Raw genomic sequence first — 20077 nt, forward strand, 5'->3', positions numbered from 1 at the left:
CGCCTCTGTTCCGCCGCCCCGGTGACGGCGCCCGGCACACAGACCCTTGCGGTGTGATTACCCGATCGGGTGGGTCGGGAGCGCGCCGCCGCAGCCGCGCCCGCGCACGCTGATAGCCGTGAGGCATGCTCCCCACCTCCCACCACCCCGCCCTGTTCACCTCCCACCACCCCGCCCTGCCCGCTTCCCGCCACCCCGCCCCGCGCGCCTCCCGACACCCGGCACCCCGCGCCCATCGCCGCCGGCGCACCGTCCAGGCCCTGCTCGCCTCCGCGATCGGCGTCTGCCTGGCCGCCGCGAGCGCCCCCGCCGAACCGCTCGGCATCGGCGACCCCCTCTTCCCGCACCTCGGCAACCCCGGCTACGACGTCCAGGCGTACGACCTGGGCCTCACCTATCCCGGCCGCAACGACCGGCCGCTCGAGGCCGTCACCACCCTCGACGCCCGGATCACCGCCGACCTCGGCCGGCTCAACCTGGACTTCGCCCACGGCACGGTCCGCTCGGTCGAGGTCGACGGCGAGCCGGCCGCCTTCACCGGCGTGGGCGAGGACCTGGTGATCACCCCCGACGACGACCTCGACCGGGGCGAGTCGGTGCGCATCACCGTCCGGCACACCAGCGATCCCAGGCCCGGGGACCGCGAGGGCGGCTGGGTGCGCACCGCCGACGGACTCGCCCTGGCCAACCAGGCCGACGCCGCCCACCTGGTGTTCCCGTGCAACGACCACCCGTCGGACAAGGCGATGTTCACCTTCCGGATCACCGTCCCGGACGGGTACACCGCCGTCGCCAACGGTCTGCCCACCGCCGTCGACCGCACCCCCGGGGCCACCACCTGGAGCTACCGGACCCGCCACCCCATGGCCACCGAACTCGCCCAGGTGTCCGTCGGCCGCTCCACCGTGCTGCACCGCACCGGACCGCACGACCTGCCGCTGCGGGACGTCGTCCCCACCGAGCACCGCGCGGCCCTCGAACCGTGGCTGGCGAAAACCCCGGGTCAGATCTCCTGGATGGAGAAGCGGGTCGGCCGCTACCCCTTCGCCACCTACGGCCTGCTGCTCGCCGAGGCCTCCACCGGCTTCGCCCTGGAGACCCAGACGCTCTCCCTCTTCGAGCGCGACCTGTTCACCGACCCCGCCCTGCCCGCCTGGTACGTCGAGTCGATCATGGTGCACGAGCTGGCCCACCAGTGGTTCGGCGACAGCGTCAGCCCTCGCACCTGGGCCGACCTGTGGCTCAACGAGGGGCACGCCACCTGGTACGAGGCGCTGTACGCCGAGGAGCGCGGCGGCAGGTCCCTGCAGGCCCGGATGCGGACCGCGTACGAGTCCTCCGACGCCTGGCGTGCCGCGGGAGGACCGCCCGCCACGCCGAAACCGCCCGAGCCGGGCCGGAAGACCGGCATCTTCCGTCCGGGCGTCTACGGCGGCGCAGCGCTGGTGCTGTACGCCCTGCGCCAGGAGATCGGCCCGGAGGCGTTCGACCGGCTGCAGCGCGCCTGGGTCGTCCGGCACCGCGACGGCAACGCCTCGTCCGCCGACTTCGTCCGGCTGGCCTCCGAGACCGCCGGCCGCGACCTCACCGGCTTCCTGCACGCCTGGCTCCACGACGAGAAGACCCCGCCGATGCCGGGTCACCCGGACTGGCGGTCCTCCGTCCGGGCCGCGACGGACGCGCCCGGCTCCGGCCCGCGCGAGCACCGGCACGGGCACCTGCCCGGCCCGCACGGGCATCGGCCGGACGCGGACGGGGAATAACACGGTGACGAGACGGGGCGTACCGTGCGACGATCGTCGGGTCCGCGCGACAGGGGAAACGGGAATCTCCCGGGGTACCCGGACGTTGTGGACAGTGACGGAAGGCCGTCCGGCCGACTCCGTCGCCGCAGACGGCAACCCAACGACGTAAGGACCCAATGACCTCCTCTTCTTCCCCTTCCCCGGACACCAAGCGCTTCGCGCACAGCCATCCCGAGGGTCTTCGGGCCGATGCCCTGATGGAAGAGGACGTCGCCTGGAGCCTCGAGATCGACGGAGAGCGGGACGGCGACCAGTTCGACCGCTCCGAGCGCGCGGCCCTGCGCCGCGTGGCGGGCCTCTCCACCGAGCTCGAGGACGTCACCGAGGTCGAGTACCGGCAGCTCCGCCTCGAGCGGGTCGTGCTCGTCGGGGTGTGGACCTCGGGCACCGCGCAGGACGCCGAGAACTCCCTCGCGGAGCTCGCCGCCCTCGCGGAGACGGCGGGCGCTCTCGTCCTCGACGGCGTGATCCAGCGCCGGGACAAGCCGGACGCGGCCACCTACATCGGCTCCGGCAAGGCCGAGGAGCTGCGCGACATCGTGCTCGAGTCGGGCGCGGACACCGTCATCTGCGACGGTGAGCTCAGCCCGGGCCAGCTCATCCACCTCGAGGACGTCGTCAAGGTCAAGGTCATCGACCGTACGGCCCTGATCCTCGACATCTTCGCCCAGCACGCCAAGTCCCGAGAGGGCAAGGCGCAGGTCGCGCTCGCGCAGATGCAGTACATGCTGCCGCGGCTGCGCGGCTGGGGTCAGTCGCTGTCCCGGCAGATGGGCGGCGGCAAGGGCGGCGGCCTCGCCACCCGTGGTCCCGGTGAGACCAAGATCGAGACGGACCGGCGCCGGATCCGCGAGAAGATGGCGAAGATGCGCCGGGAGATCGCGGAGATGAAGACCGGCCGCGAGCTCAAGCGCCAGGAGCGCAAGCGCCACAAGGTGCCGTCCGTCGCCATCGCGGGCTACACCAACGCGGGCAAGTCCTCGCTGCTCAACCGCCTCACCGGGGCGGGCGTGCTGGTGGAGAACGCCCTGTTCGCCACCCTCGACCCGACCGTGCGCCGGGCCGAGACCCCGAGCGGCCGGCTGTACACGCTGGCCGACACCGTCGGCTTCGTCCGGCACCTGCCGCACCACCTGGTCGAGGCGTTCCGCTCCACCATGGAGGAGGTCGGCGACTCCGACCTGATCCTCCACGTGGTGGACGGCTCGCACCCGAACCCGGAGGAGCAGCTCGCCGCCGTGCGCGAGGTGATCCGGGACGTCGGCGCCACCGGCGTGCCCGAGATCGTCGTGATCAACAAGGCGGACGCGGCGGACCCGCTGACGCTCCAGCGGCTGCTGCGGGTGGAGAAGCGCTCCATCGCCGTGTCGGCCCGCACCGGCCGGGGCATCCCGGAGCTGCTCGCCCTGATCGACAGCGAGCTGCCCCGCCCGTCGGTGGAGATCGAGGCGCTCGTGCCGTACACCCAGGGCAAGCTGGTCGCCCGCGCGCACGACGAGGGCGAGGTGATCTCCGAGGAGCACACCCCGGAGGGCACGCTGCTCAAGGTGCGGGTGCACGAGGAGCTGGCGGCGGAGTTCGCGCCGTACGTTCCCACCCCGGCCGGCTGACCCGGACCGCGGACACGGACGAGGGCCCGCCCCCTGCCACACCGGCAGGGGGCGGGCCCTCGTCCTGCGCGGCTCAGCGGCCGCCGTAGGTCTCGCTCATGTTCCGGTACAGCGCCTCGGCGTCCGCGCCGAGACGCGGGCCCGCGAGCCAGGTGTGGTCCAGCGGGCCGATCGAGGTGTCGGACACCAGCACCGTCCTGCCGTCGGCCACCCGGAACCAGCCTCCGTCGGAGGAGCCGGCGGTCATCGTGCAGCCGATGCGGTACATGTCCGGCAGGTCCGGGACCGCCGTCCGCCCCGGGTGCGCGGCGCCACCCGGGGCGGATCGTCCGGTCACCGGCCGGCGAACTTCTCACTGACCGCGTCGTAGACGCCCTTGGCCTCCTCGCCGAGCCGCGGTCCGGCCAGCCAGCCGGTCGTCACCGGGCCGATGGAGGTGTTGGAGACCAGCGTCGGCTCACCGTCCTCACCGGTCGCGATCCAGCCTCCGCCGGAGGAGCCGGCGGTCATGCTGCACCCGATGCGGTACATCGTCGGATCGGACGCGCCGAGCGACAGCCGGCCCGGCTCGTCCACGCACGAGTACATCGTCTGCCCGTCGTACGGCGGCGCTGCCGGGTAGCCGATCGCCGTCATCTCCTCGATCTTCGGCACTGCGGGCGCGTCGAAGTCCACCGGCAGGGCCGAACCGACCGTCTCCTCCAGCGACTTGCCGTCGCCGCCCTTCTCCGGCGTCACATGGATGACCGCGAAGTCGTACGAGGCGCCGTCACCGCCCGTCGCGCCGCCCTGCTCGATCCACTGGTCCGAGGTCTGCGCCCAGTCGCCCCACCAGACGCCGTACGGAGCGACCTCCTCCTTGGAGGCGCCCTCGATCTCCTTCGCCGACAGGCCCGAGTCGTTGTACGACGGCACGAAGGCGATGTTGCGGTACCAGCCGCCCTTCTTGCCCGCGTGCACGCAGTGGCCCGCCGTCCACACCATGTTGGACTTGCCGGGGTTGGCCGGGTCCTGCACCACCGTCGCGGAGCAGACCATCGTGCCCTCGGGGGAGTCGAAGAAGACCTTGCCCGCGGTGGGCGCGTTCTCGTGGTACGACGGCGGCACGGCCTTCGCCTGCACCGGCTCCGGCGTCGGGTCGGTCACGCCCTGGTCGCCGGAGACGTCGTTCTCGTCGACCTCGGGCTGGTCGGGCTCGTCGGCGTCCCGCATGCGGTCCGGGTTCCACAGGTCCTCGATGATCGGGTTGACGAAGTCCTGCGCCTCACGCAGCCACTTGTCCTTGTCCCAGTCCTTCCAGGCCCCGTCCCGCCATGTGTCGAGGTCGATCCCGTGCTCCTTGAGCCGGTCCGTGATGTCGTCCGGGATCTTGAACTTGCCGTCGTCGGCGGCGGCCGTCGCGGAGGGGTCCGCGCTCGCGTCGGTGTCGCCCGACTGGCATGCGGTGGCGGTCAGGGCGAGCGCGGAGGCGAGGGCAACCGCCGCCAGCACGGGGGAGGTTCCGCGCGACGGCCTCCTCGCGCGGCGGGCGGTGGACGACGGCCGTATGGATCGCATGATCTGGACTCCCCCTGGAATGAACGATGGTGGTGCCGCGCCCGTCTTCACATCCGACCCGGACGAGTCGCACTGCTGCTCCGACGGCTTGGGATGACGGCACCACACCCTAGGCGTTCGCCGCGGGAGCCGTCCGACGGAACGGCAACGGTTCGGCTACAAGGCGTCTGACCTGGCCGTCGTGGGTGGATCTCGCGGTGTGGGGGCGTGGGGGCTCGGTGGCGGTCGCAGTCCTTCCGGGCGCCGCGCGCCGGGACGGTGCTTCGGGCGCCGGGACGGTGCTTCGGGTGCGGGGCGGTGCTGCGGAGGCGGGGGCCGGTCACCTCCGCCGCCTTCGGTGTGCGCGCATCTTTGTCAGTGAAGGGCCGTAGGGTGGTCGGGCTATGACGAAGCCCTCACTCCCCGAACTCCTGCATGCTGCCGTCACTGCCGTCGGCGGTACGGAGCGCCCCGGTCAGGTGGCCATGGCCGAAGCCGTCGCCGAGGCGATCGACGACGGCGCCCATCTGCTGGTCCAGGCCGGCACCGGTACCGGCAAGTCCCTGGGCTACCTGGTGCCCGCGCTCGCGCACGGGGAGCGGGTCGTCGTGGCGACGGCCACCCTGGCGCTCCAGCGGCAGCTGGTGGAGCGGGACCTGCCGCGCACGGTGGAGGCGCTGCATCCCCTGCTGCGCCGCCGCCCGGAGTTCGCCATGCTCAAGGGCCGGTCGAACTACCTGTGCCTGCACCGGCTGCACGAGGGCGTGCCGCAGGACGAGGAGGAGGGCCTCTTCGACCAGTTCGAGGCGGCCGCGCCCACCAGCAAGCTGGGCCAGGACCTGCTCCGGCTGCGTGACTGGTCGGACGAGACGGAGAGCGGCGACCGGGACGACCTCACGCCGGGCGTGTCCGACCGGGCCTGGTCCCAGGTGTCGGTGTCCTCGCGGGAGTGCCTGGGCGCCACGAAGTGCGCGTACGGCGCGGAGTGCTTCGCCGAGGCGGCCCGCGAGCGCGCCAAGCTCGCCGAGGTGATCGTCACCAACCACGCGCTGCTCGCCATCGACGCCATCGAGGGCGCGCCGGTGCTGCCGCAGCACGAGGTGCTGATCGTGGACGAGGCGCACGAGCTGGTCTCCCGGGTGACCGGGGTGGCCACCGGCGAGCTCACCCCGGGGCAGGTGAACCGCGCGGTGCGGCGCGCGGCGAAGCTGGTGAACGAGAAGGCGGCCGACCAGCTGCAGACCGCCGCCGAGGGCTTCGAACGGCTGATGGAACTGGCCCTGCCCGGCCGGCTGGAGGAGATCCCGGAGGACCTCGGCTACGCCCTGATGGCGCTGCGCGACGCGTGCCGCACGGTGATCTCCGCGATCGGCTCCACCCGCGACAAGTCCGTCCAGGACGAGGACGCGGTCCGCAAGCAGGCGCTGGCCTCGGTGGAGAGCGTCCACGACGTGGCGGAGCGGATCACCAACGGCTCCGAGTGGGACGTCGTCTGGTACGAGCGGCACGACCGCTTCGGGGCGTCGCTGCGGGTCGCGCCCATGTCGGTCTCCGGGCTGCTGCGCGAGAAGCTGTTCACCGACCGCTCCGTCGTGCTGACGTCCGCGACGCTGAAGCTGGGCGGCGACTTCAACGGCGTGGGGGCGTCGCTGGGGCTCGGTCCCGAGGGCGCCGAGGGGGACGACCTCCCGCAGTGGAAGGGCGTGGACGTCGGCTCGCCGTTCGACTACCCCAGACAGGGCATCCTGTACGTCGCCAAGCACCTGGCCCGCCCGGCCAGGGACGGGGACCGCGCGGACATGCTGGACGAGCTCACGGAGCTGGTCCAGGCGGCGGGCGGGCGCACGCTGGGGCTGTTCTCGTCGATGCGGGCGGCCCAGCTCGCGGCGGAGGAGCTGCGGGCGCGGATCCCGGAGTTCCCGATCCTCCTCCAGGGTGAGGAGACGCTCGGCGAACTGATCAAGAACTTCGCCGCGGACGCGCGGACGTGCCTCTTCGGCACGCTGTCGCTGTGGCAGGGCGTGGACGTCCCGGGACCCAGCTGCCAGCTGGTGGTCATGGACAAGATCCCCTTCCCGCGTCCGGACGACCCCCTGATGAGCGCCCGCCAGAAGGCCGTGGAGGAGGCGGGCGGCAACGGCTTCATGGCGGTCGCCGCGACGCACGCGGCGCTGCTGATGGCCCAGGGCGCGGGTCGCCTGGTCCGCGCCTCGGGCGACCGGGGCGTGGTCGCGGTCCTCGACCCACGCCTGGCCACGGCGCGCTACGGCAGCTATCTGAAGGCCTCGATGCCGGACTTCTGGTACACGACCGACCGCAACCAGGTCAGGAAGTCGCTCGCGGCGATCGACGCGGCGGCGGGGTAGGGCGGGGGCGGAGGGACCCGCTGCCCCTTCGAGGCGGCTCGGACTCACGTCCTCTGGCGGGCGGGAGCACGGCCACGGGGCCGCTGTGAGTCGCGCCCTCCCGGCAGCAGGGGCGGGGCCCGCCGCCGGACGGGTGACGGCCTCCCGGATTTCCGCGGGGAGCGCTCGGCCGCGGGGGAGGCCCGCTTCAGCGGGCCTGCGGACTCGGCCAGCCTCTCCGGCAGGTCACAGGGGCTCTGGCCGCGTTCCGCCGCCGGGTGACGGGGCCGTGAGCGGGGGTGTCCGACGTACTCGTGTCCGTGCGTGCTGGGCAGCCGCAGGCCGCCCCGGTGACGGCCTTCGGCATGAGGCCGCGAAGGGGCGTCCCCGTCACCGGACAGACGCCACCGATGGCCGTGTCCGTCGCGCCGGGTGCCGTCGTGGAACAGGGACGGCCGACGGTCACCGATGCTGGTGGTGGGGTCGCCCGAGACCGTGGCCCGCCGCGCGGCGCACGCGCCCCGGCCCGGCGGTCCGGGCGGCCGGGTGTTCGAGCACCGCTGGCAGAGGCCGGGCCTCGGGGGCCACAGGTGCTGGCGCGGAGCGGAAGGCCGGCGCACGGTCACCGACGCCGGGCGGTGAATGTCCGAGGCCGTGGCCTGGTGCGCAGAGTCTTCCTCGCGCGGGCGCGGCGCACGCGTCCCGGTCCGATGGCCGGCGGCCGGGTGGTCGAGCGCCGACCGCGGTATCCGGGCTTCAAGACGGCGGCCGGCGTCCGGGGCGCGTCGACCGCACCGCCGAAGCCCCCCGCGGGCGCGACGCACGGACCCCGGCCCGGTGGCCGGGGTGTCCTGGGGCAGGACACAGCGTCCCGGTCAGTGCCGTGAGCGGCCCCCGGGTGCCGCGGCGACGGCGTCGCCCGCTTCGAGTCCCCAGGGCGCCGCGCACGGCCTCCGCGGGCAACACAGGACCCCGGAACCGGCGCAGGGGTCCCGGGGTCCGGTCAGGGAGTGGAGCAGGCCGGGGAGCGGCCCGGCGTCCCGTCGGGGTCAGACGCGGCGGAGGACGGCCACCACCTTGCCGAGGATCGTCGCGTCGTCGCCGGGGATCGGTTCGTAGGCCGCGTTGTGCGGGAGCAGCCACACATGGCCGTCCTCCCGCTTGAACCGCTTCACGGTCGCCTCGCCGTCGAGCATCGCCGCCACGATGTCGCCGTTCTCGGCGACCGGCTGGCGGCGGACCGTGACCCAGTCGCCGTCGCAGATCGCGGCCTCGATCATGGAGTCACCCACGACCTTCAGCACGAACAGCTCACCGTCGCCGACGAGCTGCCGGGGCAGAGGGAAGACGTCCTCGACGGATTCCTCCGCGAGGATCGGGCCACCGGCGGCGATCCGGCCGATCAGCGGCACGTAGGACGCGGCGGGCTTGCCGGCGGTGTCCGTCGGCTGCACGGACGCGGCCTGGTCGGACCCCCGCACCTCGTACGCGCGCGGGCGGTGCGGGTCACGGCGCAGGAAACCCTTGCGCTCCAGCGCCATGAGCTGGTGCGCGACGGAGGAGGTGCTGGACAGCCCGACCGCCTGGCCGATCTCACGCATCGACGGCGGGTAGCCGCGGCGCTGCACCGAGTCCCTGATGACCTCGATGACCCGGCGCTGGCGGTCGGTGAGTCCGGAGCTGTCCGCCCGGATGCCGGGGGGTCGGCCCGGCAGGGAGCGCTTGTGCGCCTCGGGATTCGTGGCTTCGTTCATCGCGTGCACCGGCTCGATGCTGCCCTGGGAGCGGTCCTGGGCGGTGATGGCGGCACTGTCTGCGGTGGTGGTCACGTCGGCCCCTCTCGATGGTCTCCCTGCAGCACAACGGTAGATGCTTTCGAAAGGTTGCGCCAAACACACGTTCGAGTGAAAAAAAGCGAATTGCGGTACGTGTTCTTTCGCCGAGGTGTATTGGCCGCCATGCTTCCCGCCGGACAAACGGGCCATTTGTTGTACTCTCACCGCCGAGGTCTCCGCCGGGGCGGCGGCCTCGCGGCGCGCGGACTCAGTCTGCCATCGTGGGCTCCCGCGCGCGTGAAGCGGCCCCGCTCTCTTCCGGAACGGCACGCCCCCTCCCCGTCTCCGGCACGCCTTCTCCCCAACGGGCAGAGCCCTCAGGGGGCGCGGCGGGCAGACCTCCGGGCTCCGGCGGGCAGACCTCCGGGCCCGTCTTCCCGCTCCGTCGAGCGCGACACGCGCGCGGGCCTGAATGTATGAGCCAATCCCCACATCTAGTGGTTGGATTCCGGCAGCAGCCCAGAAGTTGTGGTCCCCCCGGTCTGAGAGGGCTCCGTGATCGCCTATGCTGGTGCTGCTTCGTGAGGCCCCTGAGGCCTGGCGAGGCCGTTGAGTCTGCTGTGAGGAGGGTTGGGATCCATGCACTGCCCCTTCTGCAGGCACCCCGACAGCCGTGTCGTCGACAGCCGTACGACCGACGACGGCACGTCGATCCGCAGGCGCCGTCAGTGCCCGGACTGCTCCCGTCGTTTCACGACCGTGGAGACGTGTTCGCTCATGGTGGTCAAGCGGTCGGGAGTCACCGAGCCGTTCAGCCGCACCAAGATCATCAACGGTGTGCGCAAGGCGTGCCAGGGGCGGCCCGTCACCGAGGACGCCCTCGCCCAGCTCGGCCAGCGGGTCGAGGAGGCGGTGCGGGCCACCGGGAGCGCCGAGCTGACCACCCACGACGTGGGGCTGGCCATACTCGGCCCGCTGCAGGAACTCGACCTCGTCGCCTACCTGCGGTTCGCGTCCGTGTACCGGGCGTTCGACTCGCTGGAGGACTTCGAGACCGCGATCGCGGAACTCAGGCGGGCGGAGCGGCCCGGCGCGGACGACGGGGACGGCGACGAGGCCGCTCCGGGGAGCCGGGAAGACGACAGCGGGCAGGAGGGGGCCGCCCAGGTCCCCGCGCCCGCTCCCGCCGCCGGCTGAGCAGCGGTCCGGCCCCGGACGCGAGGGTCCGGGGACCGGTTCGGCCGGCGGCGACGAGCAGACCCGTTGCGGGCAGGCGAGTGGGTGCCCGCAGCATCAGACAGAACACCGTGCCACGGGAACATCGGGGCACTTCAGGGCGTTTTCGCCCGTATCAGGGAGGCGGCATGACAGAGACGGCGAGCGGTCCGGCACGTAGTTCCCGAGCCAAGGCGAGCAAGGCCGGCAAGGGACTGCGCGTCGAGCGCATTCACACCACCCCGGGGGTCCACCCGTACGACGAGGTGGCCTGGGAGCGCCGTGACGTCGTCATGACCAACTGGCGCGACGGCTCGGTCAACTTCGAGCAGCGCGGCGTGGAGTTCCCCGACTTCTGGTCGGTGAACGCGGTCAACATCGTCACCAGCAAGTACTTCCGCGGTGCCGTCGGCACCCCGCAGCGCGAGACCAGCCTCAAGCAGCTGATCGACCGCATCGTGAAGACGTACCGGAAGGCCGGCGAGGACAACAAGTACTTCGCCTCGCCCGCCGACGCCGAGATCTTCGAGCACGAGCTGGCCTACGCCCTCCTGCACCAGATCTTCAGCTTCAACAGCCCCGTGTGGTTCAACGTGGGCACGCCCCAGCCGCAGCAGGTCAGCGCCTGCTTCATCCTGTCCGTCGACGACTCCATGGAGTCGATCCTCGACTGGTACAAGGAAGAGGGCATGATCTTCAAGGGCGGCTCCGGCGCCGGCCTGAACCTCTCCCGCATCCGCTCCTCCAAGGAACTGCTCTCCTCCGGCGGCAACGCCTCAGGACCGGTCTCCTTCATGCGCGGCGCCGACGCCTCCGCCGGCACCATCAAGTCCGGCGGCGCCACCCGCCGCGCCGCCAAGATGGTCGTCCTCGACGTGGACCACCCCGACATCGAGGACTTCATCGAGACCAAGGTCAAGGAGGAGGAGAAGATCCGCGTCCTGCGCGACGCGGGCTTCGACATGGACCTGGGCGGCGACGACATCGCGTCCGTCCAGTACCAGAACGCCAACAACTCCGTGCGCGTCAACGACGAGTTCATGGAGGCCGTCGAGAAGGGCGGCAAGTTCGGCCTGCGTGCCCGCATGACCGGTGAGGTCATCGAGGAGGTCGACGCCAAGGCGCTCTTCCGCAAGATCGCCGAGGCCGCCTGGGCCTGCGCCGACCCGGGCATCCAGTACGACGGCGTCATCAACCACTGGCACACCTGCCCCGAGTCCGGCCGGATCACCGCGTCGAACCCGTGCAGCGAGTACATGCACCTGGACAACACGTCCTGCAACCTGGCCTCGCTGAACCTGATGAAGTTCCTCAAGGACGACGGCAAGGGCGCCCAGTCGTTCGAGACCGAGCGTTTCCAGAAGGTCGTCGAGCTGGTCATCACCGCGATGGACATCTCGATCTGCTTCGCGGACTTCCCGACCCAGAAGATCGGTGAGAACACCCGCGCCTTCCGGCAGCTGGGCATCGGCTACGCCAACCTCGGCGCCCTGCTGATGGCCACCGGTCACGCCTACGACTCCGACGGCGGCCGTGCCCTGGCCGGTGCCATCACCTCCCTGATGACCGGCACCGCCTACCGCCGCTCCGCCGAGCTGGCCGCGATCGTCGGCCCGTACGACGGTTACGCCCGCAACGCCGACGCCCACAAGCGCGTCATGAAGCAGCACGCCGACGCCAACGGCACCGCCGTGCGCATGGACGACCTGGACACCCCGGTGTGGGCCGCCGCCACCGAGGCCTGGCAGGACGTGCTGCGCCTCGGCGAGACGAACGGCTTCCGCAACGCCCAGGCGTCCGTGCTCGCCCCGACCGGCACCATCGGCCTGGCGATGTCCTGCGACACCACCGGTGTCGAGCCCGACCTCGCCCTGGTCAAGTTCAAGAAGCTGGTCGGCGGCGGCTCGATGCAGATCGTCAACGGCACCGTCCCGCAGGCCCTGCGCCGCCTGGGCTACCAGGAGGAGCAGATCGAGGCGATCGTCGCCCACATCGCCGAGCACGGCAACGTGATCGACGCCCCCGGTCTCAAGCAGGAGCACTACGAGGTGTTCGACTGCGCCATGGGCGAGCGCGCCATCTCCCCGATGGGCCACGTCCGCATGATGGCCGCGATCCAGCCCTGGATCTCCGGCGCCATCTCCAAGACGGTCAACATGCCGGAGTCGGCGACCGTCGAGGAGGTCGAGGAGATCTACTTCGAGGCCTGGAAGCTGGGCGTCAAGGCGCTCGCCATCTACCGCGACAACTGCAAGGTCGGCCAGCCGCTCTCCGCCAAGACCAAGGAGAAGGAGAAGGCCGAGGTCACCGAGAAGGCCGAGGAGACGATCCGCGCCGCGGTCGAGAAGGTCGTCGAGTACCGCCCGGTCCGCAAGCGCCTCCCCAAGGGCCGTCCCGGCATCACCACCTCCTTCACGGTGGGCGGCGCCGAGGGGTACATGACCGCCAACTCCTACCCGGACGACGGTCTCGGTGAGGTCTTCCTGAAGATGTCCAAGCAGGGATCGACGCTCGCGGGCATGATGGACGCCTTCTCCATCGCCGTCTCGGTGGGCCTCCAGTACGGCGTGCCGCTGGAGACGTACGTCTCGAAGTTCACCAACATGCGCTTCGAGCCGGCCGGCATGACGGACGACCCGGACGTGCGGATGGCGCAGTCGATCGTCGACTACATCTTCCGCCGTCTGGCGCTGGACTTCCTGCCGTTCGAGACGCGCTCCGCGCTCGGCATCCACTCCGCCGAGGAGCGGCAGCGTCACCTGGAGACCGGTTCGTACGAGCCGGCCGACGAGGACGTCGACGTCGAGGGCCTGGCGCAGTCGGCTCCGCGCGCCCAGGAACTGAAGGCGGTCACCCCGCCGAAGGCCGACACCGAGGCGGCCGAGCCCGCCCCGAAGCAGGCCCACACCAGCGCCGAGCTGGTGGAGATGCAGCTGGGCATCCAGGCCGACGCCCCGCTGTGCTTCTCCTGCGGCACGAAGATGCAGCGGGCCGGCTCCTGCTACATCTGCGAGGGCTGCGGCTCGACCAGCGGCTGCAGCTGACGCCCGCCCTCTCCGGGCGCTGCCCGGGGGTGGGACGGTGAGGGCGGTGGCACCGGGATCCCGGTGCCACCGCCCTCGGGCGTTCCCGGCCGTACCGCCGACGGTCCGCCGGCGTCAGGCCCGGCGGGCCGCGCCCATCTCGCGGGGGAAGTCCACCGGGTCGCCGTCGAAGCCGTGCACGCCCGCCCTGAACTCCCAGCGGCCCGTGTCCTCCCGGACGAACTCCGCGACCGTGGCCGCCGCCGCCCCGGGCACCCTGCCGAAGTCGTCCTCCGCCAGGACGTCGTAGCCCTCGCGGATGCGCAGCCCCGGGTTGCCCACCTCGGAGAACGTCCGCCGCGCCTGGTGCTGCTGGATGACGACCCCGACCACCACGCGCCCGTACCGCGGGTCCAGGCGGTCCAGCTCCAGCGTCATGACCTCGTCGTACCCGAACCCCTTGCCGTCCTGGCTGTCCCGGCTGAGCGTGATGGTGCCGTCGGGGGAGCGGCTGTCGAAGTGCACCACGTAGGCGGGGTCGCCGTGCGGGGCGTTCTCCAGGTAAGGCGCGGCGACGAGATCGAGGTCGGTGGAGGGCTCTCCCGACGGACTCGGATCCCACCGCAGCGCGATCTCGACCTTGCGGATCCCCTTGCTGAGGCCGTTCACCCGTTGTCCCCTTCCTCGTGACCGTCCTGCCGGCGCACCCCAACTGCCGCATGTTCGCGGCAGATTGTCCATCCTGCCATGCCCGCGCTCCCGGGCGCCGGTACGCGGTCCTCCCGAGGAGGACCGGGCGTCGCTCCCTGGCCTTACGATGGCGCGGTGCTGGTCAAGTGGATTCGCTGCACCGTGGTGGACCGTCGGGGGTTCGAGCGGGGGCAGCGGAAGTGGGCGGGGCTTCTGGGGGAGCCGGGGTTTCGCGCGCAGGGCGGAGGGTGGAGCCGGGGGCGCCAGGACGTGGCGCACGTCTTCTCCTTCTGGGAGAGCCGCGCCTTCTACGACTCCTTCATGGCCCGGTCCCACGACCGGCTCGCCGCGTCCCAGGCGGGCACCTTCAAGGACGCCCAGGTCAGGCTGTTCGACCACCGCTTCGACGTGAAGACCGGGTTCGAGCCGCGCTTCACCGACGCCGACCTGATCAGGGTCGCGCTGTGCCGGGTCCACGAGGAACGCGCCGAGCACTTCGTCCTCATGCAGGAGAAGGTGTGGAACCCGGCGATGGCCGGCTCGCCCGGCATGGTGCGGGGGCTGTTCGGCGAGGCGCCGGGCAGTGAGTACCTGGTCCTGTCGATGTGGCGGTCCGCCGCCGAACACGGCAAGTACCGGACCGAGCGCGTGGAGCGGCTGGCGCTGCGGGCCCAGACCGAGGCGGACGTCGCGGCCCTCGCCGGCGACATCGTCGACATGGAGTCCGCCTGGACGGTGTGAGCCGGCGGTGGACGCTCCGGCGGCCCGCGCACGGCGAACTGGGGCGAACTGGTGTGACATACGCCGTACGGGACGCGCGCGAGTGCCCGAAGCGCTCTCACCCGATCTAGGGTTTCGGCATGGCACGACCACGGCGCATCGTCCTTGTCCGGCACGGTGAATCAAGGGGCAATGCTGACGACACCATTTATGAGCGCGAACCCGACCACGCCCTCGGCCTCACGGAGCGGGGCAGGAAGCAGGCGGAGGAGACGGGCGAGCGGCTCCGCGACCTCTTCGGCCGGGAACGGGTCAGCGTCTACGTGTCCCCGTACCGACGGACGCTCGAGACCCTGCACTCCTTCCACCTCGACCCGGACCTGATACGCGTCCGCGAGGAGCCCCGGCTGCGCGAGCAGGACTGGGGCAACTGGCAGGACCGCGAGGACGTGCGCCTGCAGAAGGCCTACCGGGACGCCTACGGCCACTTCTTCTACCGCTTCGCCCAGGGCGAGTCCGGCGCCGACGTCTACGACCGCGTCGGCGGCTTCCTGGAGAGCCTGTTCCGCAGCTTCGAGGCCCCCGACCACCCGCCGAACGTCCTCATCGTCACCCACGGCCTGGCCATGCGGCTGTTCTGCATGCGGTGGTTCCACTGGACCGTGGCGGAGTTCGAGTCGCTGTCCAACCCGGGGAACGCCGAAGTGAGGATGCTCCTCCTGGGCGAGAACGGGAAGTACACCCTCGACCGGCCCTTCGAACGCTGGCGGGACCCGGAGCCCTACCCGATCACGGGACGGACGGAATGTGCTGGAGCCGGCGAGAACAGGATGAGGGAGTCGCGAGGCGATGACCACTGATCATTCCCCGGAGACGCGGCTGGAGCGCGCCCTGGCCAGCCTGCGCGGCCTGTCGGTGGGGGACGCGCTCGGCTCGCAGTTCTTCGTGCCGGTGAACTACCCGCTGCTCAAGCGCCGCGAACTGCCCGAGGGCCCCTGGCAGTGGACCGACGACACCGAGATGGCGTGCTCCGTCGTCACCGTCCTCGCCACGCACCACCGCATCGACCAGGACGCCCTGGCCCACTCCTTCGCCCACCGCCACGACTTCGACCGGGGGTACGGCCCCGCGGTCAACCGGCTGCTGCGGCTCGTCCGCGAAGGCGGTGACTGGCGAGTCCTGGCCGCCGCGCTCTTCAACGGCCAAGGCTCGTGGGGCAACGGCGCCGCGATGCGGATCGCGCCGCTGGGCGCCTGGTACGCCGACGACCCCGAGCAGGCCACGCACCAGGCGGAGATCTCCGCCTACCCCACGCACCAGCACCGGGAGGCCGTGGTCGGCGCCATGGCCGTCGCCGCGGCCGCCGCCCTCGTCGCGGCGCCGGACGGCCCGCCCCGCGCCGAGGACCTGCTCGACGGAGTCATCGCACTGGTGCCCGCGCGGAGCGCGGTCGGCGCGGGACTGCGCCGGGCGCGCGACATGTTCGACTACGGCGACGCGGCCACCGTCGCGGCCGTCCTCGGCTGCGGACGGCGTACGACCGCGCACGACACGGTGCCTTTCGCGCTCTGGTCCGCCGCCCGCTCCCTGGGCGACTACGAGCACGCCTTCTGGACGACCGCGCAGGTGGGCGGGGACGTCGACACCACCTGCGCCATTGTGGGCGGGGTGCTCGCGGCGGGCTCCGCGGGGGCGCCGCCCGAGGAGTGGGCGGAGCGGGTGGAGCCGTTGCCGGAGTGGGTGGCGCGGGCGGTCGAGGTCTGAGGCCTCGGCCTGTGACGTGGCTCGGCTCGCGGGCCTTCTCGCGCTCGCGCTCGCGCCGGAACGGGACGCCGGGCGCTTTCGACCGGTCGGAACTCTCCGTGCATGAGGGGAACTCTGTGTGACCGTTCGCTCGTTGTCGGTGTGTCCGCTGCGGGCGGTGTGAGGTCCGATGGGGGCTGACACGTGTCGATGTGGCGCGGGGACGGGGCGTGAGACGTGGGGAGGTGTGCGGAATGGCCGTGCGGGCGGGTGATCCGGCTGTGTGGACGGGCGTTCTGCTGGTGCTGTGCGCCGTACTGCTCAGGCACGCGGGCCGGCCCGGCGACGCCCGGCCGGCCCCCGTGAAGTCGGCCGGTGCGTCGCCGGGCCGGACGCGTGCGGTGTTCCCCTCAGCCGATGCCCGGTCCCGCCGAACCGGACAGCGCCTCCAGGTCGCTCTTGCGGACCCGGATGACGAGCCAGGCGACGGCCAGGGCCAGCACGGCCATCGCGGCGGCCGGGACGAACGCCGAGGAGATGCCCTGCGCGAGCACCTCGTGCCCCCAGGGAGCCGGAAGCTGCTGGGTCCGGGCGAACTCCGCCTGCTGCTCCGCCGTCCCCTCGGCGAGGAAGGCCGGCACCTGCTGCTTCGCCTCGTCCCGGCTGGCCGTGCCGAACACCGTGGTCAGCAGTGCCAGGCCCACCGATCCGCCCACCTGCTGCGTCGCGTTGAGCAGACCGGAGGCGGCGCCGGCCTCGTGCTGGGCCACTCCGGAGACCGCGGTGAGCGTCAGCGTCACGAAGTTCAGGCCCATGCCGAAGCCGAAGACCAGCATCGGTCCGAGGATGCCGCTGACGTAGGAGCTGTCGGAGTCGATCAGCGTCTGCCAGGCCAGGCCGAGGGCGGCCAGCGCCGAGCCGATGATCATGAACGGCTTGGGTCCGAACACCGGCAGGAACCGCTGCGACACCCCCGCGCCGGCGGCGATCACGACCGTCACGGGCAGGAAGGCGAGACCGGCCTCGATCGGGGTGTAGCCGAGGACGTTCTGCACGAACAGAACGATGTAGAAGAACATGCCGAACATCGCCGCGGCGAGGCTGAGCATGATCACATACGTGCCCGAGCGGTTGCGGTCGGCGAACATCCGCAGCGGGATGATCGGTTCCTTGGCGCGGGACTCGACCAGGGCGAAGCTCGCCAGGAGGATCGCCGAGGCGACGAAGGAGCCGATGGTGAGACTGTCCCGCCAGCCCTCCTCGGCCGCGCGGATGAAGCCGTAGACGAGCGTGGCCATACCGGCCGTCGAGGTCACCGCCCCCGCGATGTCGAAGCGGCCGGTGTGCCGTTCGGACTCGTTGATGTACATCGGCGTGAGGACGGCGATCAGCAGGCCGATGGGGACGTTGACGAAGAGCACCCACCGCCAGTCGAGCCACTCGGTGAGCATGCCGCCCGCGAGCAGCCCGATGGCGCCGCCGCCCGCCGAGACCGCGGCGAAGACGCCGAAGGCGCGGTTGCGTTCGGGGCCCTCCGGGAAGGTGGTGGTGATGAGTGCCAGCGAGGTCGGCGAGGCGATCGCTCCGCCCACGCCTTGCAGGACGCGCGCGGCGAGCAGTTGCCAGGGCTCCTGGGCCAGCCCGCCGAGCAGGGAGGCCGCGGTGAACAGCAGGATGCCGCTCATGAAGACGCGGCGGCGGCCGAGGATGTCGCCCGCCCGGCCGCCGAGGAGCAGCAGCCCGCCGAAGGTCAGGGTGTAGGCGCTGACCACCCACGTCAGATCGGTGGTGCTGAACTGCAGGGCATTCTGGATGTGCGGGAGCGCGATGTTCACAATCGTCGCGTCGAGTACGACCATGAGCTGACAGGCCGCGATGACGGCGAGCGCGACACCGGGACGCCCTTGTCGGCGGGCCGCACCCGGCTGTGGATCCTGGAGCAAAGGAGAGGTGGTCACTATGGGTCCCCCACGAATGAGTTAGTGAACGAGTGCGTTCACTGTTGCGTCAACGGTAGGAGCCCTCGACAGTGAACGCAAGCGTTCACTGAATGGTCGTCGTGTCGGCGTGTCCCCCTTCGGCGCCGCGCGGCGGGTGCTTCATCCCCCCATGCCCGCTTCCTCTGCTCGTTGGAGAGAGTCAGATGGTTACTACGAGCCGGGCGGCCGCCCAGGCTCAGACGGCCGCCTCGCGCCGTCGCGGCGCCGTACTGGAACAGGCGATCCTCGAAGCCGCGCTGGAGCAGCTCAGCACGGTCGGCTGGAACGGCCTGACGATGGAAGGCGTCGCCGCCGGCGCCCAGACCGGGAAGGCCGCCGTCTACCGGCGCTGGCCCTCCAAGGAGGACCTCGTCGCGGACGCCCTGCGCGCCGCGCTGCCCGAGTTCGACGAGACGCCGGACCTGGGAAGCGTGCGCGAGGACCTGCTGGAGCTGTGCCTCAGGGCCCGGGACGCGATGTTCTCCAAACCCGGCTGTGCCCTGCGTGCGGTCATTCACGAGTGCGACAGCACGGAGGCCGAGCACTTCCACGCGGTGATCGTCAACGGCGTCATCGAACCGACCCTCGCGAAGCTCCGCGAGGTGATCGAGCGCGGGATCGAGCGGGGGGAGGTGCGCCCCGACGCGGCCAACGGGTACGTCTTCGACATCATTCCGGCGATGATGATGTACCGCTCGAAGATGTGCGGAAGCGAATGGTCGGACGTCGATCTGGAGCAGATGATCGACCAGTTGATGGTCCCGCTGCTGCGGCCGCGCGCCTCCTGATCACGGGGTGATGACGGCGGTGACCGCAGTCGGGGAACCGGGTGTCGCACGCCGGACCGGGCGGCGTACGCTAAGGGCGCCATGCCGTACGAACCGCCTACTCACACCGTCGAGCGCTCACTCCGCGCCACGACCGGAGCGAAGATCGTTGCAGGCGTCGACGAGGTGGGGCGTGGCGCGTGGGCCGGCCCGGTCACCGTCTGCGCGGCGATCACCGGACTGCGCCGGCCCCCCGGGGGACTCACCGACTCCAAGCTCCTCACCGTCAAGCGCCGCACGGAACTCGCCGAGACGCTGCGGAGCTGGGTCACGTCGTACGCCCTGGGGCACGCGTCGCCCGAGGAGATCGACACCCTGGGGATGACCGCCGCACTCCGGCTGGCGGCCGTCCGCGCCCTGGAGGGCCTGCCCGTCCGGCCCGACGCGGTCATCCTCGACGGCAAGCACGACTATCTGGGCTCGCCCTGGCGGGTCCGGACGGTCATCAAGGGCGACCAGTCCTGCGTGGCCGTGGCGGCGGCGTCGGTCATCGCCAAGGTCCAGCGCGACAAAATGATGGCCGAACTGGGCGCCGACCATGCAGACTTCGGTTTCGCGGACAACGCCGGGTATCCGTCCCCCGTGCACCGGGCCGCGCTGGAGGTCCGGGGACCCACCCCGTACCACCGCCTGTCGTGGGCGTATCTTGATGCGCTGCCCCAGTGGCGGCACCTCAAGAAGGCCCGCACCTGGACGGAGGCGCGCGTCCCGGAGGTCGAGGGCCAACTCGGCTTCGACTTCTGACGCTCGCTCGCACTGATGTGCCACCCGGTGACGCCGGCCGTGCCAACGTTTGATAAAAATCAGCT

General features: G+C 71.6%; 14 protein-coding genes and 1 pseudogene. 10 read left to right on the plus strand and 5 right to left on the minus strand.

Translation table 11 applies throughout. The features are described from left to right. The first annotated feature begins 125 nt into the window (after positions 1-125). Both ACWH4W_RS14385 and hflX read left to right on the plus strand, forming a co-directional pair. The gene (locus ACWH4W_RS14385; protein WP_473076119.1) at positions 126-1763 is read left to right on the plus strand and encodes a M1 family metallopeptidase; all 1638 of its coding nucleotides are present in this window, start codon (positions 126-128) and stop codon (positions 1761-1763) included. 158 nt (positions 1764-1921) lie between these two features. Further along, entirely contained in the window at positions 1922-3415 is a 1494-nt protein-coding gene (hflX, locus tag ACWH4W_RS14390) for a GTPase HflX (RefSeq protein WP_473076120.1), read from the plus strand. Between the two features lie 73 nt (positions 3416-3488). On the opposite strand, the pseudogene ACWH4W_RS14395 reads toward hflX, so the two are convergent. Continuing rightward, a pseudogene (locus ACWH4W_RS14395) lies at positions 3489-3698 on the minus strand (hypothetical protein); the annotation flags it as partial. 50 nt (positions 3699-3748) lie between these two features. Next, on the minus strand, positions 3749-4972 hold the full coding sequence (locus tag ACWH4W_RS14400; RefSeq protein ID WP_473076121.1) for a trypsin-like serine peptidase: 1224 nt from the start codon (positions 4970-4972) through the stop codon (positions 3749-3751). Between the two features lie 383 nt (positions 4973-5355). Between ACWH4W_RS14400 and ACWH4W_RS14405 the strand changes: the two genes are divergently transcribed. Further along, entirely contained in the window at positions 5356-7317 is a 1962-nt protein-coding gene (locus ACWH4W_RS14405; RefSeq protein ID WP_473076122.1) for an ATP-dependent DNA helicase, read from the plus strand. Positions 7318-8345: 1028 nt separating this feature from the next. Here the strand turns inward: ACWH4W_RS14405 and lexA are convergent. Then, positions 8346-9125, minus strand: coding sequence for a transcriptional repressor LexA (gene lexA, locus ACWH4W_RS14410; RefSeq protein ID WP_473076123.1), 780 nt, complete (start codon positions 9123-9125; stop codon positions 8346-8348). A 585-nt stretch (positions 9126-9710) separates the two neighbouring features. Here lexA and nrdR point away from each other — a divergent pair. Together nrdR and ACWH4W_RS14420 are read left to right on the plus strand one after the other, a co-directional pair. Then, a complete protein-coding gene (nrdR, locus tag ACWH4W_RS14415) occupies positions 9711-10268 on the plus strand; it encodes a transcriptional regulator NrdR (RefSeq protein WP_473076124.1) in 558 nt (185 codons plus the stop codon). 167 nt (positions 10269-10435) lie between these two features. Further along, complete coding sequence (locus ACWH4W_RS14420; RefSeq protein WP_473076125.1) at positions 10436-13330, plus strand: vitamin B12-dependent ribonucleotide reductase; 2895 nt, start codon at positions 10436-10438, stop codon at positions 13328-13330. Between the two features lie 114 nt (positions 13331-13444). Here ACWH4W_RS14420 and ACWH4W_RS14425 read toward each other — a convergent pair whose 3' ends face one another. Beyond that, entirely contained in the window at positions 13445-13978 is a 534-nt protein-coding gene (locus ACWH4W_RS14425) for a TerD family protein (protein WP_473076126.1), read from the minus strand. A 156-nt stretch (positions 13979-14134) separates the two neighbouring features. Between ACWH4W_RS14425 and ACWH4W_RS14430 the strand changes: the two genes are divergently transcribed. The 3 genes from ACWH4W_RS14430 to ACWH4W_RS14440 all read left to right on the plus strand — a co-directional run bounded on the left by ACWH4W_RS14430 (position 14135) and on the right by ACWH4W_RS14440 (position 16483). Continuing rightward, entirely contained in the window at positions 14135-14740 is a 606-nt protein-coding gene (locus ACWH4W_RS14430) for a YdbC family protein (RefSeq protein WP_473076127.1), read from the plus strand. Positions 14741-14859: 119 nt separating this feature from the next. Then, positions 14860-15579 carry a histidine phosphatase family protein gene (locus ACWH4W_RS14435; protein ID WP_473076128.1) on the plus strand — a complete coding sequence of 240 codons (720 nt, stop codon included), beginning with the start codon at positions 14860-14862 and terminating at the stop codon, positions 15577-15579. Then, entirely contained in the window at positions 15569-16483 is a 915-nt protein-coding gene (locus tag ACWH4W_RS14440) for an ADP-ribosylglycohydrolase family protein (RefSeq protein WP_473076129.1), read from the plus strand. The genes ACWH4W_RS14435 and ACWH4W_RS14440 overlap by 11 nt, the downstream gene beginning before the upstream one ends. 389 nt (positions 16484-16872) lie before the next feature. Here the strand turns inward: ACWH4W_RS14440 and ACWH4W_RS14445 are convergent, their stop codons facing one another. Next, positions 16873-18420, minus strand: a complete 1548-nt coding sequence (locus tag ACWH4W_RS14445) for an MFS transporter (protein ID WP_473076130.1) — start codon at positions 18418-18420, stop codon at positions 16873-16875. Between the two features lie 185 nt (positions 18421-18605). Between ACWH4W_RS14445 and ACWH4W_RS14450 the strand changes: the two genes are divergently transcribed. Then, the gene (locus tag ACWH4W_RS14450; protein ID WP_473076131.1) at positions 18606-19229 is read left to right on the plus strand and encodes a TetR/AcrR family transcriptional regulator; all 624 of its coding nucleotides are present in this window, start codon (positions 18606-18608) and stop codon (positions 19227-19229) included. 81 nt (positions 19230-19310) lie between these two features. Further along, positions 19311-20012: a ribonuclease HII gene (locus tag ACWH4W_RS14455; protein WP_473076132.1), complete on the plus strand. Its 702-nt coding sequence runs from the start codon at positions 19311-19313 to the stop codon at positions 20010-20012. The last annotated feature ends 65 nt before the right edge of the window (positions 20013-20077 follow it).

The sequence above is a fragment of the Streptomyces sp. DSM 120436 genome, assembly GCF_055778765.1.

What these genes read in the sequence shown, in the direction of transcription:
- ACWH4W_RS14385 (WP_473076119.1), top strand. Translation starts at nt 126, where the DNA reads ATGCTCCCCACCTCCCACCACCCCGCCCTGTTCACCTCCCACCACCCC.
- hflX (WP_473076120.1), top strand. Translation starts at nt 1,922, where the DNA reads ATGACCTCCTCTTCTTCCCCTTCCCCGGACACCAAGCGCTTCGCGCAC.
- ACWH4W_RS14400 (WP_473076121.1), bottom strand. Translation starts at nt 4,972, where the DNA reads ATGCGATCCATACGGCCGTCGTCCACCGCCCGCCGCGCGAGGAGGCCG.
- ACWH4W_RS14405 (WP_473076122.1), top strand. Translation starts at nt 5,356, where the DNA reads ATGACGAAGCCCTCACTCCCCGAACTCCTGCATGCTGCCGTCACTGCC.
- nrdR (WP_473076124.1), top strand. Translation starts at nt 9,711, where the DNA reads ATGCACTGCCCCTTCTGCAGGCACCCCGACAGCCGTGTCGTCGACAGC.
- ACWH4W_RS14420 (WP_473076125.1), top strand. Translation starts at nt 10,436, where the DNA reads ATGACAGAGACGGCGAGCGGTCCGGCACGTAGTTCCCGAGCCAAGGCG.
- ACWH4W_RS14435 (WP_473076128.1), top strand. Translation starts at nt 14,860, where the DNA reads ATGGCACGACCACGGCGCATCGTCCTTGTCCGGCACGGTGAATCAAGG.
- ACWH4W_RS14440 (WP_473076129.1), top strand. Translation starts at nt 15,569, where the DNA reads ATGACCACTGATCATTCCCCGGAGACGCGGCTGGAGCGCGCCCTGGCC.
- ACWH4W_RS14450 (WP_473076131.1), top strand. Translation starts at nt 18,606, where the DNA reads ATGGTTACTACGAGCCGGGCGGCCGCCCAGGCTCAGACGGCCGCCTCG.
- ACWH4W_RS14455 (WP_473076132.1), top strand. Translation starts at nt 19,311, where the DNA reads ATGCCGTACGAACCGCCTACTCACACCGTCGAGCGCTCACTCCGCGCC.